Raw genomic sequence first — 14,208 nt, 5'->3', positions numbered from 1 at the left:
CGCTAAGGCGGCTTTTTTATTGCCTTGAGTTTATAATCCATAATAAATAACTGTTTAATATTCATCCTTCCTCGCGAGCAATTGCACTTTGGTCTATATTGAATTTTATTCAAATGTATCAATTGAGCTAAATTACTGCTCCTGTCGTATATATTTCATATTTAGACTCGCATAGTGACCCTGATTGATGTTAAAATTCGGGCAATATATGTGAGGAGTTTTACTGCGTTGCTTGTTTTGTATCCTAAACAGGCAATTCTTTGATACCTTGATTTTGCTTGGGTAATCAAAAAGGCGACGTGGTTGATACGATTTTTCAGTTTCTTTCCGTTAATGTAGTGCAAGTGCGTATGATCAACATAAAAAAAGGTCTGGATTTACCCATAGAGGGCGCACCTCAGCAAGTTATTCATGATGGTTCTACCGTCAAACGTGTAGCTGTGCTAGGTGAAGAGTTTATTGGTATGCGTCCAACCATGCATGTTCGTGTGGATGACCAAGTCAAAAAAGGCCAGGTACTTTTTGAAGACAAAAAGAACCCAGGCGTATTATTTACTGCCCCAGCTGCTGGTACAGTAAAAGAAATTAATCGTGGTGCAAAACGTGTGCTGCAATCTGTTGTTATTGAAATAAACGGCAGTGAGCAAATCACCTTTGACTCTTTCAAGGCAGATGAGCTTTCGAGCATCGACCGTGAAAAAGCCAAAGAAGTACTTATCCAGTCAGGTCAATGGACGGCACTTCGTGTGCGCCCATTCAGCAAAGTAGCGGCTGTGGATGCAAATCCTAGTTCTATTTTTGTGACGGCTATCGACACTAACCCATTAGCTGCAGATCCTGCGGTTATTATTGCCGAAAATGCACAAGCATTTGAAGCGGGTCTTGCTGTGGTATCTCGTTTGACTGATGGTAAAGTATTTGTTTGTAAACAAGCAGGTAGCCAAGTACCTAGTTCATCAATCCCTCAAGTAGAAGTACATGAGTTTGGTGGCGTACATCCGGCTGGTCTTGTTGGCACACATATCCATCACTTAGACGCTGTTTCTGCTAGCAAACAAGTTTGGCATATCGGTTACCAAGACGTTATTGCGTATGGTCACTTATTCCTTACTGGTGAAATTAGTACTGACCGTGTTATTTCTCTAGCTGGTCCTCGCGTTAAGAACCCACGTTTAGTGAAAACTCAACTAGGTGCTTCGCTGGATGATTTAGTCGCAGGTGAATTAGAAGACGGCGATAACCGTGTTATCTCTGGTTCTGTTTTATCTGGTTCTACGTCAGCTGGTCCTCAAGCGTTTTTAGGTCGTTACCATGTTCAAGTATCTGTTCTGCTTGAAGGTCGCGAAAAGGAACTGTTTGGTTGGATTCGCCCTGGTAGTGATAAATTCTCTGTAACACGCACTTTCTTATCTCACCTAACACCAAGTCGTTTATTTAAAATGACAACGTCTACAGGTGGTTCAAAGCGTGCCATGGTGCCAATGGGTAACTATGAGCGTGTTATGCCGTTAGATATTCTTCCAACGCCTTTATTACGTGATCTAATTTCTCGTGATTTAGACGGTGCTATCACATTAGGTGCACTTGAGCTTGATGAAGAAGATTTAGCGTTATGTACCTTCGTTTGTCCAGGTAAATACGAGTATGGTTCAATCCTACGCGATTGCTTGACTACAATCGAGAAAGAGGGCTAGAGAGATGGGTTTAAAGAAATTTCTTGAAGATATCGAGCCGCATTTTGAAGCCGGTGGTAAACATGAAAAGTGGTATGCCCTGTATGAAGCAGCAGCAACTATTTTTTACACCCCTGGTTACGTAAATAAAGGCGCGACACACGTACGCGATAACATCGACCTAAAACGCATGATGATTTTAGTGTGGATGGCAACATTCCCAGCGATGTTTTTTGGTATGTTCAATATCGGTCATCAGGCCGCCGGTGCATTAGCACAAGGTTTTGAACTAGCAAATTCTTGGCAAGTTGGTTTGTTTCAGTTATTTGGTGGTGAATTAACCGCTAACTCAGGCTGGGGCGCTAAAATGTTCTACGGGGCATGTTTCTTCTTGCCTATATACGCAGTGACATTCGCCGTGGGTGGTTTCTGGGAAGTGTTGTTTGCTTCAGTGCGTAAGCACGAAGTAAACGAAGGTTTCTTCGTAACCTCTGTATTGTTTGCACTTATTCTTCCTGCAACTATTCCATTGTGGCAAGTAGCGTTAGGTATCACGTTCGGTGTTGTAATCGCTAAAGAAATCTTTGGTGGTACTGGCCGTAACTTCCTAAACCCTGCGCTTGCTGGTCGTGCGTTTTTATTCTTCGCATACCCTGCACAAATTTCAGGTGACACAGTATGGACAGCAGTCGATTCGTTCTCTGGTGCCACTATGCTAGGTCAAGCGTTTGTTGGTTCTCTTGATTACAGCAACATGGCTCTTTGGTGGAATGCGTTTTACGGTTTCATTCAAGGTTCAGTAGGTGAAACATCTACCCTTGCTGTGATGATTGGTGGCTTATTCCTAATCTACGTTCGAATTGCTTCATGGCGTATCGTACTAGGTGTATTCCTAGGTATGGTTGCAACCTCGTTCTTACTGAACGCTGTTGCTACTGAAGCAAGCAACCCTGTATTTGCAATGCCTTGGCATTGGCACTTAGTGTTGGGTGGTTTTGCCTTTGGTATGTTCTTCATGGCGACTGACCCAGTGTCTGCTGCATTTACAGACAAAGCAAAATTCGCATATGGCGCACTGATTGGTGTGATGGTAGTAATGATTCGTGTAGTAAATCCTGCTTTCCCTGAAGGTATGATGCTAGCAATCTTGTTTGCTAACTTATTTGCTCCATTATTCGATCACTTTGTAGTGCAAGCTAATATCAAGCGGAGGTTGGCACGTAATGTCTAGTAATAACGAATCAATCGGCAAAACGCTAACCGTTGTTGTAGCACTGTGTTTAGTGTGTGCAATCATCGTATCGTTTGCTTCAGTTCAGCTTCGCCCTTTACAGCAAGCTAACAAAACACAAGATATTCAAAAGAATATCTTGGCTGCAGCGGGTATCGACGCAGTTGAAAATATCTCTGATACGTTTAACGCTAAAATCGAAGCGCGTGTTGTAGATATGAACACGGGTGAGTTTGTTGAAACAGACCCAAATAGCTTTGACTTTGAGAAAAGTAAATTCGACCAAAAAATCAGTATCGCTCTGAAAGCTAACGATATCAAAGATATTGCAGGTATTCAGCGTATGACGACTGAGTCGCCAGTTTACATCTCTAAAAAAGCGGATGGCTCTACCGACGCTATCATTCTACCTATCCAAGGTTACGGCCTTTGGGGTGTAATGTATGGTTTCATAGCGCTTGAAAGCGACGGTGAAACGGTTAAAGATATTAACTTCTATAAGCATAACGAAACACCAGGCCTGGGTGGCGAAATTCAAAACCCACAGTGGACGGCAATGTGGAGCGGTAAAGAATTACCAATCAATGTTGTAAAAAGTGGCGCTAAAAATGAGCATCAAGTTGATGGCTTATCGGGTGCAACTTTAACGTCAAATGGTGTTGATCACGCAGTTGATTTTTGGACTGGCGAAAACGGCTTTGGTCCTTTCCTTGCGAAAGTACGTGAAGGAGCGTTGAAATAATGGCTGATACTAAAGAAATGAAGTCGGTTCTACTTGGGCCGGTATTCGCAAACAACCCAATCGCATTGCAAGTACTTGGTGTTTGTTCTGCACTTGCAGTGACGTCTAGCTTGAAAAATGCACTAATCATGTCAATAGCATTGACTTTGGTTACAGCGTTTTCGAGCTTATTTATCTCACTGATTCGTAACCAGATACCATCATCTGTTCGTATTATTGTGCAAATGACGATCATTGCCTCGTTAGTAATCGTTGTTGACCAAGTATTACAAGCATTCTCTTATGCTACGGCAAAAGAGTTATCTGTATTCGTTGGTCTGATTATTACTAACTGTATCGTAATGGGTCGTGCAGAAGCGTACGCGATGAAATCACCACCAGTTATGTCATTCCTTGATGGCATTGGTAATGGTCTTGGTTATTCAGTTGTGTTACTGACTGTTGGCTTTATTCGTGAGCTATTTGGTAAAGGTACATTGTTTGGCGCTGATATCATCCCGCTTGTGCAGGATGGTGGTTGGTATCAACCTATGGGTCTATTGATTTTACCACCTAGCGCGTTCTTCATCATTGGTTTATTCATTTGGGTACTTCGTACTTATAAGAAAGACCAAGTAGAAGCGAAAGGATAAGGGGCAGACAATGGAACATTATATTAGTTTATTCGTAAAAGCGGTTTTCATTGAAAACTTAGCGTTAGCCTTCTTCCTAGGTATGTGTACTTTCCTTGCTGTATCAAAGAAAGTAACAACATCTATCGGCCTAGGTGTGGCAGTTATCGTGGTATTGGGTATTTCAGTACCAGTTAACAACCTGGTTTATCATGCGGTTCTTGCACCTGGTTCACTTGAGTGGCTTGGTTACCCAGAAGCGGATCTTAGCTTCTTACGTTTCTTAACTTTCATCGGTGTTATCGCAGCATTGGTGCAAATCTTAGAAATGGCATTAGACAAGTTCTTCCCGGCACTTTATAACGCGTTAGGTATCTTCTTACCGTTGATCACAGTTAACTGTGCAATCTTCGGTGCGGTAGCTTTCATGGTAGAGCGAAACTATAACTTCGGCGAGTCTGTTGTTTATGGTATTGGTTCTGGTGTAGGTTGGGCGCTAGCAATAACATTACTTGCTGGTATTCGTGAGAAAATGAAGTACTCAGACGTGCCAGATGGCCTACGTGGTTTAGGTATTACCTTCATCACAGTTGGCTTGATGGGTCTTGGCTTTATGTCATTCTCTGGTATTTCACTTTAATAGGTCGCGAGGATAAATCATGAGTTATGAGATTTTCTTAGGCGTTGGTGTTTTCATCGCTATCGTTGTAATACTTGTTTTAGTCATCATTGGTGCTAAATCTAAGTTAGTTGCAAGCGGTGACATCATCATCGGCGTTAATGGCGATCCAGATAAAGCCATTAAAACATCAGCAGGTAGTAAACTACTAGGTGCACTATCTGAGTCAGGTATCTTCGTATCGTCTGCATGTGGTGGCGGTGGCTCTTGTGGTCAATGTCGTGTACACATTCATTCAGGTGGTGGTGATATCTTACCAACAGAACTTGATCACATCTCTAAAGGTGAAGCCCGCGAAGGCTGTCGTTTAGCGTGTCAGGTAAATGTTAAAAACGACATGGAAATTGAACTTGAAGAGTCAATTTTCGGTGTTAAAAAATGGGATTGTGAAGTTATCTCTAACGATAACAAAGCAACGTTCATTAAAGAGCTTAAACTACAAATCCCTGATGGTGAGTCAGTACCGTTCCGTGCCGGTGGTTACATTCAGATTGAAGCCCCTGCGCACCACGTTAAATACGCTGATTTCGATGTACCAGACGAGTATCGTGGCGACTGGAACCATTTTGGTTTCTTCAAGCTGGAGTCAAAGGTAGACGAAGAGACTATTCGTGCTTACTCAATGGCTAACTACCCAGAAGAAGAAGGCATCATCATGCTTAACGTGCGTATCGCTACGCCGCCGCCAAGAGATTTAAGCTTACCTTGTGGTAAAATGTCATCGTACATTTGGTCACTTAAAGAAGGTGATAAAGTAACTATCTCAGGTCCATTCGGTGAGTTCTTCGCGAAAGAAACAGACGCTGAAATGGTATTTGTTGGTGGTGGTGCTGGTATGGCGCCAATGCGTTCACATATCTTTGACCAACTTAAGCGCTTAAACTCTAAGCGTAAGATGAGTTTCTGGTATGGTGCACGTTCTAAGCGTGAGATGTTCTATGTAGAAGACTTTGATGGCCTAGCGTCTGAAAACGATAACTTCGTATGGCACACTGCACTTTCAGATCCACAACCTGAAGATAACTGGGAAGGCTACACAGGCTTTATCCATAACGTGTTATTTGAGAACTATCTTAAAGATCACGAAGCGCCAGAAGATTGTGAGTTCTACATGTGTGGTCCTCCAATGATGAACGCTGCGGTTATCACTATGTTGAAAGACTTAGGTGTTGAAGACGAAAATATCTTACTAGATGATTTCGGTGGCTAACACTGATACCAAAACACATTAGTTTTGGTTAGAATATAAGCCTCGTAACAATGTTTGTTACGAGGCTTTTTTTATTTCAAATTTTAAGTAGGCTGCCATGAATAAAGTATTTCACCCGCAGGCACTCGTTGCCTTTTTGTTTATTTTTCTCACTCTATTCATATCAGGTTGTGGCCAAAGTGATGAGCCTAAAGAGCTTTACCTTGAAGGTAGAACCATGGGGACGACATACAATATTAAGGTTTTTGCAAAACAAGACAAGTTGGACTCGCTTAATTTACTTCCTGAGATAGAACAATTGCTAAAAGGGGTGAATCAATCTATGTCGACCTATATTAAAGATTCAGAGATAAATAACTTTAATCGCATACCTGCAGGCCAAGTCATGCCGATTAGCGCTGATTTTAGAGCGGTTGTCGCAGAGTCTATTCGCTTAGGTGAGTCGACAAAAACGTTAGATGTCACCATGGGGCCATTAATTGACTTATGGGGATTTGGTCCTGATAAAAAGCCTACTAAACGCCCAGCGGACGAAGAATTAGCTAACATGATAGCTAAAATAGGTGTAGATAAATTAACACTGACTGAGCAGGGGTTAGCAAAAACGATTGACGGCTTAGAGCTTTCGTTTTCTGCGACAGCAAAAGGGTATGGCATTGATAAAGTAGCTGAGCTGCTAGAAAGTCACGGATTAACAGATTATATGGTTGAAATAGGCGGCGAGCTGCGTATTTCTGGTAAAAAGCCTAATGAAAAGAATTGGCGCATAGCGATTGAACAGCCGGATGCTGAGCCAGGTACGCGCCAAGTGCACCTTATTTTAGCGCCAGGTAACAATGGCATGGCGACATCGGGTGATTACCGAATATTTTATGAAATGGATGGTGAGACTTACAGTCATTTGATTGATCCCGTTACAGGTATGCCAACTCGCCATGATCTTGTATCAGTAACTGTATTGCACCCATCAGCAATGACAGCCGATGGCCTTGCTACTGCATTGACTATTATGGGTATGGATAAAGCCCAAGCGTATGCAGAAAAAAATGACTTAGCGGTCTATCTTATTGCTAAATCGAAGGATGGTTTAGTGACTTATTCGAGCCCAGCATTTAAACCCTATTTGTAGCCAAGCGCAAAGCGGTTTATAATACACTCAGCTTGGCTACGTTAGCCAAGCACATTTTTATTGCTGAACAATAGGGGCTAAGCAATGTCACTTTTTCTTCTTACTTTTGGTTTACTTATATTAATTGTCGCAGCAATGGCAATTGGCATGATCATGCAGAAAAAATCTATGGCGAGCAGCTGTGGTGGCTTAGGCTCAGTAGGTATTGACAAAGCCTGCGATTGTGACGACCCATGTGACAAGCGTAAAAAGCGCTTGGCAAAAGAGCAAGTTTGGAAAGAAAACCAAATTTTATAAGCTCAAAATGATTTTATTAAAAGCGCCGTGTTTTACACTGGCGCTTTTTTTGTACCAATTAGATTAGGTTAGTTATGCAGCCATTTTCAACTAAAGTGTACTTTTTACGTCACGGCGAGCTTGAGCAGCAAAATGTATTAGCTGGGCGCAGCGACTTTGAGTTGAGCAAAAAAGGTGTTCAGCAGTTAGAAGGTGCAGTTGCAGGGCTTTGCGATATCACCACTGTAACAAGCTCTCCTCTAAAACGTTGTAAGCTATTTGCTCAACAGCTAGCAAATACTCGGCAACTCCCATTAAATATAAACAGTGCAATTGCTGAGTATGATTTTGGCGATTGGGACGGACAAAGTTATGAAACGCTCTGGCAGCAAAGTAGCTCGCCAACTATCGGTGACTTCTGGCAAAATCCTTGGCATATCACTCCCCCCAATGGCGAATCTATGAACGCGTTTTATAGCCGAGTTGAAACATGGTGGCAGCAATTATTAGCGGTGATCAGCACACAAAACACAGGGTCTAATTTGGTCATAACCCATGCTGGCGTTATTAAACAACTGTTAGCTATTTTATGTCAGCTTCCTCGTGACTCGCTTATTAGCCAAAATGTGTTTTCAATCCCTTATGCTGGTCTTATTTGTGTTGATGTTTTCATTGATGAACAAGGAGATGCTTGGCCTAAAATTGTTTTCTAAGCTGTTTTTAGCCATCTAGAAAGATATTAATTGAAATATAAACTCACCCGCCCATAATAGAGGGGTATTTAGGAATGAGGTGTGAATCCTCAGCTGTTCCCGCAACTGTAAATCACCAATGTGATAAGTCAGATACTAAATACCCTATAACTTATTTTATTCATTGAGCGGGTAAACTCACCTCTTTTCACACGTTTTGTGCGTGTTGTGACTGTATTGGGTTTTGCGCGAGCTAACAGAGATAAACATTGCAGACACCAATACCACTTCTCACAGTCGATAAAGTCTCTTGGGCTGTAGCTGACGTATCAATATTAAAAGATATCAGTCTCTGCATAAAGCAAGGTAGATTTATAGGCTTATTAGGCCCTAATGGTGCGGGTAAATCCAGTCTACTACGGTGTATTTATCGTTTCTATAAACCCTCCTCCGGCCAGGTAACGTTAGCTGAAAAAGACATTTGGCGATTAAGTGCAGATGACTTTGCCAAGCAAGTCGCTGTTGTTTTGCAAGAAACCCCCTCGCAATTTAATTTGTCATTGTATGATGTTGTGAGTCTTGGTTTAACACCGCATAAGCGGCTTTTTAGTGGAACTACAGATGATGATAAACAGTTAATCCATTATGCAATCAAACAAGTAGGGTTAACTGAGCATACAACACAAGCGTTTGATTCGCTCTCTGGGGGGGAGAAGCAACGTGCTTTGATTGCACGAGCGATAGTGCAAAAACCACGGCTTTTAATCATGGATGAACCAACAAGTCATTTGGATGTTAAATATCAAATACAATTGATGGAGTTAGCCAAGTCGTTAGGTGTGACTGTGCTGGCCTCATTCCACGATTTAAATCTTGCTGCGAGTGTGTGTGATGAATTGTTAGTGATCAATGAGGGACAAATAGTGGCATCGGGCTCACCCCATCAAGTGATTACTGAAAAAATGCTCAGTGATGTTTTTGGTGTTTGCGCGCAGGTTTCAGTTCACCCACAAAGCGTTGAGCAGCCGATCCCTCATGTAACCTATTTTTATGGTTATCAAACGGAAGCGCCTCATGCTAGTGAAAAATAACCTCACTCTGATAGTGACTCTTTTATTAAGTGTGCTGAGTATTTTTGCCGCGTTGAGTTTTGGGGCTGCGCCGACTAAGTTAGTGGATGTCTACAATAGCGTAAGTGGGCAATGGTTCAGCTCAGGCAGTGATTCATTTTTAGATCGGATCATCTGGCAACTGCGTTTACCCCGCACTTTATTGGCTTTTTTAGCCGGCTCAGGGCTTGCCCTTGCAGGACTCATTCTACAGACTGTCACGCGTAATCCATTGGCAGACCCTTATTTGTTTGGTATTTCCTCTGGCGCTTCATTTGGGGTGGTGTGTTTTATCACGTTCACGGGTATTAGTGCTGGTTTTTCAATGTCGTTAGCGGCCTTTGTTGGCAGTACTTTGACCATGATTCTATTGGTGCTTATTGCTGGTCGCAAAGGCTCCGGCCAAGTTGAAACGATGCTATTGGCCGGGGTTGCGTTGTCATTTTTATTCAGCGCTTTTACCAGTTTACTGCTCTATTTTAGCGATCCACAAGCCATCACCGCAATTCTATTTTGGACATTGGGAAGTTTTGCTCGTGCGCAGTGGCACTCACTGTGGTTACCAGCCTTGATAATACTAAGTTGTATTGCTGTGTTAATGAGCTTTAGACGTCAGCTTAATGCCATGTTACTCGGTGATGAAAGTGCTGCAACACTTGGTATCCCAGTACAGCGCTTTCGATTGTTAATGTTAATGTTAAGCTCGTTGATCACAGCTGTGCTGGTTGCACTATGTGGTGGAATTGGGTTTGTAGGTTTGATGATCCCGCATATAGTGCGATTTTTTGTTTCCCAAGGCACGCTAACAGGCCTAGCTATGACTGCTTTAGTCGGCGGTACATTTATGGTGTGGGTTGATGTTATATCTCGCATAGTGATGAGTAATCAAGAGCTACCTATTGGGGTGAGCACGTCTGCCATCGGAAGTGTGTTCTTTTTATCTTTACTGTGTTTTCGTAAAAGAGAGTACCAATAATGTTTGTAATTAACCCTTTAAACCCTCAGTTCGATACGTTAATTAAGAATAAAATAAATCAAAAGACAAAACCCTTAGGCGCACTGGGTTTGCTTGAGCCATTGGCGTTGCAATTGGTTAAAATTTTTAGCCAAGGAATAAAATCTTCATCAGAATTTTTGGCATTTCAAGGGCAAATTACTCACCCAGCACTCATTGTTTTTGCAGGTGATCATGGGGTGGCAGCGCAAGGTGTGTCTATCGCCCCAAGTGAAGTAACAGCACAAATGGTTGCTAACTTTGTTAACGGTGGTGCAGCAATTAACGTGTTTTGTGAGCAGCTAGGTTGGCAGCTTGAAGTCGTTGACTGCGGCATGTTAACGCGAGTACCGAATAAACAGGTACATAATTGTCGCTTAGGCGACATTACTGAACCATTAAATCAGCAGATGGCCATGAGTACCGAGCAAGTCACACATGGGTTTAATAATGCCAAGCAACTTGTTTTAAAATTAAAAAATACTGGCTGCAATACCTTGGCTCTGGGTGAAATGGGTATTGGGAACACCACCAGTGCGGCGGCTATTATGGCGGCCATTTTAGGCCTTCCAGCCACTGAGTGTGTAGGAAAAGGTACCGGTGTCAGCGATGAGGTAGTAGCACGTAAAGTCGCTGTTGTTGAACAAGCACTTGAACGACATCGCGCTTACTTACATGAACCGTTGAAATTATTAGCTGCTCTTGGCGGGTTTGAAATTGTACATATTGTGGGTGCTATGCTCAGTGCGGCAGAGCAGAAAATGGCGATTTTAGTCGATGGGTTTATTTGTACAGCAGCTGCCTTGGTGGCCATCAAGATCAACCCCCATGTCAAAGCGTATTTCATTTTTGCCCATAGCTCAAATGAGCAAGGTCACAGCAAAATGTTGGCATATCTAGGCGCCACAGCACTCCTTAAACTTGAACTTCGCTTAGGAGAGGGAACGGGGGCAGCATTAAGTTTACCATTATTACAAAGCGCACTGGGGTTTTATAACAACATGGCTAGTTTTGAAGATGCCGCTGTTGAACAGGTTGTGTGCTAGTTAATGCCTAAATCTCATTCATTTATTACCCAATGGCAGCTTTTTTTACTAGCCGTAAGCTTTTTAACGCGTATTCCGGTCGTTATTCGCTTTGATGTGACTGATACACTCTTAAATCAAGCAAGCCGTTATTTTGCGCTCGTTGGTGTAGGGTTAGGTGTCATCCTTGCCACGCTGTTTTATTGCCTGCAGTTTGTTTTTCCTGCTTCATTATGCGTGTTGTTAACGATGGCTCTGAGTATATTAATGACAGGGGCCTTTCATGAAGATGGATGGGCTGATGTATGGGATGGTTTTGGCGGTGGCTGGCAAGTATCGCAGAAACTCACCATCATGAAAGATAGCCGTTTGGGTACGTACGGCGCAGCTGCATTAATCATAATATTGATGATGAAATACCAAAGCTTAATTTTGTTGAGTGAACAGCTCAATATAATCTTATTTGCCATCATCGCCGGTCAATGTTTAAGTCGCGTTGTTGCGACGAGTCTTATTATTAATATGGATTATGTCAGCGAAGATGCAACGTCTAAAGTAAAGCCATTGGCCATGCACTTATCTAAAGTAAGCTTATTTGTCTTGTTATTCAGTGGCATGATGTTACTAGCTGTGGCGCTTTTCTTAGCAGTCATTTCGTGGCAAAGCGCATTGCTTATCATCGTTATTTTAGTACTGGTGCGGGTGGTGGTAATGCAGTGGTTTAAATCGCAACTCGGCGGTTATACGGGCGATTGTTTAGGGGCTGCGCAGCAAGCAAGTGAGTTAAGCATATATTTAACGTTAGCCGCTATTGTATCGAGTGCAGCAGTATGAACCCTAATCAAACCTTAATACTCGGTGGCGCCCGCAGTGGAAAAAGTCGCTTTGCAGAGCAGCTAGCCGCTCAAAGTCTTAAGCCTGTCATTTACCTTGCCACGGCGCAAGGCCATGATGATGAAATGCAAATACGTATTCGCCGCCATCAGTCAGAACGTCCCGCGCACTGGCAGTTGGTAGAGCAACCCATAGCGCTTGCTGATGCACTCATAGTACACAGTAAAGCGGATAACTGTATTTTAGTTGACTGCCTTACACTTTGGCTGAGTAACTGTTTATGTGCGGCGTCGAAAAATTGCTGGCAACAACAAAAAAGTGCGCTACTGGCTACACTTAATACGCTCCCTGGGCAGGTTATTTTTGTTAGTAATGAAGTAGGCCACGGTATTGTACCGCTGGGCCAATTAAGTCGGGAGTTCGTTGATGAGTCTGGTTGGCTGCATCAAGCCATTGCAGCTCAAGTTGAACGCGTTGAATTTATTATGGCGGGTTTACCGCTAACATTAAAAAGTAGTTATCCATGAAAACGATTATGATCCAAGGTACGACGTCCGATGCGGGTAAAAGTACGCTAGTAGCGGCATTATGCCGAGTGTTTGTAGATCAGGGTATTAAAGTCGCACCTTTTAAACCACAAAACATGGCACTTAATAGCGCAGTAACCGACGATGGCGGCGAGATAGGACGAGCTCAAGCGTTACAGGCCATAGCGGCTAAGGTGACGCCAAGAATTGATTTTAATCCCGTATTACTCAAACCCAATAGTGATACTGGTGCCCAAGTGATCATTCATGGCAAAGCAATTAGCAACATGGAAGCAGGCGCATACCACGATTATAAGGCAGTCGCGATGGATGCCGTACTTACCTCACAGCGACGTTTAAGTGAAGAGTTTGAATTGCTCGTTGTTGAAGGGGCGGGAAGCCCGGCCGAAATAAATTTACGAGCGGGTGATATTGCGAATATGGGATACGCTGAAGCGGTAGATTGCCCCGTCATTATCATTGCAGATATAGATAAAGGCGGTGTATTTGCGCATATTGTGGGTACATTAGCGTTATTAAGTGAATCAGAACAAGCGCGTGTAAAAGGCTTTGTGATAAACCGCTTTAGAGGTGACATTAGTTTATTGCAGGGGGGCCTCGATTGGCTTGAGGATTACACCAAAAAACCCGTTCTGGGTGTGTTGCCTTTTTTACATGATTTAGCGCTGGATGCTGAAGACGCTGTCGCCATAGACAATCAAACCGGGCAAGTGAAAGTGAGGGTAGCCGTATTGCTGCTACCGCATATTAGCAATCATACCGATTTTGATGCGCTGAGGTTAAATCCGGAAATTGATATTAGTTACGTCTGTCATACATACGCGATCCCATCAGTTGATCTGATTATTATCCCAGGCAGTAAAAACGTGATCAGTGACTTAATTTTTTTAAAAAATGAAGGCTGGGATGAACAGATTAAGCGTCACGTGCGATATGGTGGCAAGGTATTAGGTATATGTGGTGGTTTACAGATGTTAGGCGCCAATATTTTTGATCCAACAGGGGTCGAATCAAGTACACAACAGTGCCAAGGTTTAATGCTTGCTGACTTTAGTACGGAACTTGGTGAAGAAAAAGTGCTAACTCAGGCCTCGGGAATGGTTAATTTAAACGGCGCTTCTGCGCAGGTCACAGGCTATGAAATTCATACTGGCCATAGCCGCGGCGCTGCATTAAATAGCCCCTTTTTAACATTTACACAGCATCCACTAAACCTTATCCATGATGGCTTTATATCAGATGATAATAAGGTGGCAGGTACTTACTTACATGGCTTGTTTGATACCCCTGAGGCCAGTCAATTAATTATTGAATGGGTGATGCCGAGTAGTGGTATTGAGCAACATATTGATATTGATATACATCGGGAGCAGCAATTAACGCGTCTGGCTGATACATGTAGGCAGCATTTAGATATTGCAAAAATTAAACAAATTTACCAAAACGGGTAGGACC

Annotated in this window: 15 protein-coding genes and 1 riboswitch; all 15 genes read left to right on the top strand. The window is 42.8% G+C overall.

Annotated features, from left to right (window positions below; genetic code table 11):
• Positions 1–350: 350 nt before the first annotated feature.
• The 15 genes from ATS75_RS09170 (at position 351) to ATS75_RS09100 (ending at position 14,204) form a co-directional block, all read left to right on the top strand.
• Entirely contained in the window at positions 351–1,694 is a 1,344-nt protein-coding gene (locus ATS75_RS09170; RefSeq protein ID WP_058560273.1) for a Na(+)-translocating NADH-quinone reductase subunit A, read from the top strand.
• A 4-nt stretch (positions 1,695–1,698) separates the two neighbouring features.
• Positions 1,699–2,904, top strand: coding sequence for an NADH:ubiquinone reductase (Na(+)-transporting) subunit B (locus ATS75_RS09165; RefSeq protein WP_058560143.1), 1,206 nt, complete (start codon positions 1,699–1,701; stop codon positions 2,902–2,904).
• Positions 2,897–3,646 carry a Na(+)-translocating NADH-quinone reductase subunit C gene (locus ATS75_RS09160; protein ID WP_058560142.1) on the top strand — a complete coding sequence of 250 codons (750 nt, stop codon included), beginning with the start codon at positions 2,897–2,899 and terminating at the stop codon, positions 3,644–3,646. Before ATS75_RS09165 ends, ATS75_RS09160 begins: the two co-directional genes overlap by 8 nt.
• Positions 3,646–4,278 (top strand): NADH:ubiquinone reductase (Na(+)-transporting) subunit D, encoded by a 633-nt coding sequence (locus ATS75_RS09155; protein WP_058560141.1) that lies wholly within the window; start codon positions 3,646–3,648, stop codon positions 4,276–4,278. Before ATS75_RS09160 ends, ATS75_RS09155 begins: the two co-directional genes overlap by 1 nt.
• 10 nt (positions 4,279–4,288) lie before the next feature.
• Positions 4,289–4,897 carry an NADH:ubiquinone reductase (Na(+)-transporting) subunit E gene (gene nqrE, locus ATS75_RS09150; RefSeq protein WP_058560140.1) on the top strand — a complete coding sequence of 203 codons (609 nt, stop codon included), beginning with the start codon at positions 4,289–4,291 and terminating at the stop codon, positions 4,895–4,897.
• A gap of 19 nt (positions 4,898–4,916) precedes the next feature.
• Entirely contained in the window at positions 4,917–6,146 is a 1,230-nt protein-coding gene (nqrF, locus tag ATS75_RS09145; protein WP_058560139.1) for an NADH:ubiquinone reductase (Na(+)-transporting) subunit F, read from the top strand.
• A 97-nt stretch (positions 6,147–6,243) separates the two neighbouring features.
• The gene (locus tag ATS75_RS09140) at positions 6,244–7,275 is read left to right on the top strand and encodes an FAD:protein FMN transferase (protein ID WP_058560138.1); all 1,032 of its coding nucleotides are present in this window, start codon (positions 6,244–6,246) and stop codon (positions 7,273–7,275) included.
• A gap of 84 nt (positions 7,276–7,359) precedes the next feature.
• Positions 7,360–7,572 (top strand): (Na+)-NQR maturation NqrM, encoded by a 213-nt coding sequence (gene nqrM / locus ATS75_RS09135; RefSeq protein WP_058560137.1) that lies wholly within the window; start codon positions 7,360–7,362, stop codon positions 7,570–7,572.
• A 74-nt stretch (positions 7,573–7,646) separates the two neighbouring features.
• Positions 7,647–8,264, top strand: coding sequence for a histidine phosphatase family protein (locus tag ATS75_RS09130; protein WP_058560136.1), 618 nt, complete (start codon positions 7,647–7,649; stop codon positions 8,262–8,264).
• A gap of 26 nt (positions 8,265–8,290) precedes the next feature.
• Positions 8,291–8,420: riboswitch (cobalamin riboswitch) on the top strand.
• Positions 8,421–8,512: 92 nt separating this feature from the next.
• Positions 8,513–9,334, top strand: a complete 822-nt coding sequence (locus ATS75_RS09125; RefSeq protein ID WP_058560135.1) for an ABC transporter ATP-binding protein — start codon at positions 8,513–8,515, stop codon at positions 9,332–9,334.
• Positions 9,318–10,328: a FecCD family ABC transporter permease gene (locus ATS75_RS09120; protein ID WP_152996208.1), complete on the top strand. Its 1,011-nt coding sequence runs from the start codon at positions 9,318–9,320 to the stop codon at positions 10,326–10,328. Before ATS75_RS09125 ends, ATS75_RS09120 begins: the two co-directional genes overlap by 17 nt.
• Positions 10,328–11,392, top strand: coding sequence for a nicotinate-nucleotide--dimethylbenzimidazole phosphoribosyltransferase (gene cobT, locus ATS75_RS09115; protein WP_058560133.1), 1,065 nt, complete (start codon positions 10,328–10,330; stop codon positions 11,390–11,392). The genes ATS75_RS09120 and cobT overlap by 1 nt, the downstream gene beginning before the upstream one ends.
• A gap of 3 nt (positions 11,393–11,395) precedes the next feature.
• Positions 11,396–12,205: an adenosylcobinamide-GDP ribazoletransferase gene (locus tag ATS75_RS09110; protein WP_058560132.1), complete on the top strand. Its 810-nt coding sequence runs from the start codon at positions 11,396–11,398 to the stop codon at positions 12,203–12,205.
• Complete coding sequence (gene cobU / locus ATS75_RS09105) at positions 12,202–12,732, top strand: bifunctional adenosylcobinamide kinase/adenosylcobinamide-phosphate guanylyltransferase (RefSeq protein WP_058560131.1); 531 nt, start codon at positions 12,202–12,204, stop codon at positions 12,730–12,732. Before ATS75_RS09110 ends, cobU begins: the two co-directional genes overlap by 4 nt.
• Positions 12,729–14,204 (top strand): cobyric acid synthase, encoded by a 1,476-nt coding sequence (locus tag ATS75_RS09100; RefSeq protein WP_058560130.1) that lies wholly within the window; start codon positions 12,729–12,731, stop codon positions 14,202–14,204. Before cobU ends, ATS75_RS09100 begins: the two co-directional genes overlap by 4 nt.
• Positions 14,205–14,208 lie beyond the last annotated feature (4 nt).

The sequence above is a fragment of the Pseudoalteromonas sp. H105 genome, assembly GCF_001469215.1.
Lineage (GTDB): Bacteria > Pseudomonadota > Gammaproteobacteria > Enterobacterales > Alteromonadaceae > Pseudoalteromonas.
The sequence above is the reverse complement of the archived record's forward strand: the minus strand, read 5'-3'. Positions and strand labels throughout refer to the sequence as shown.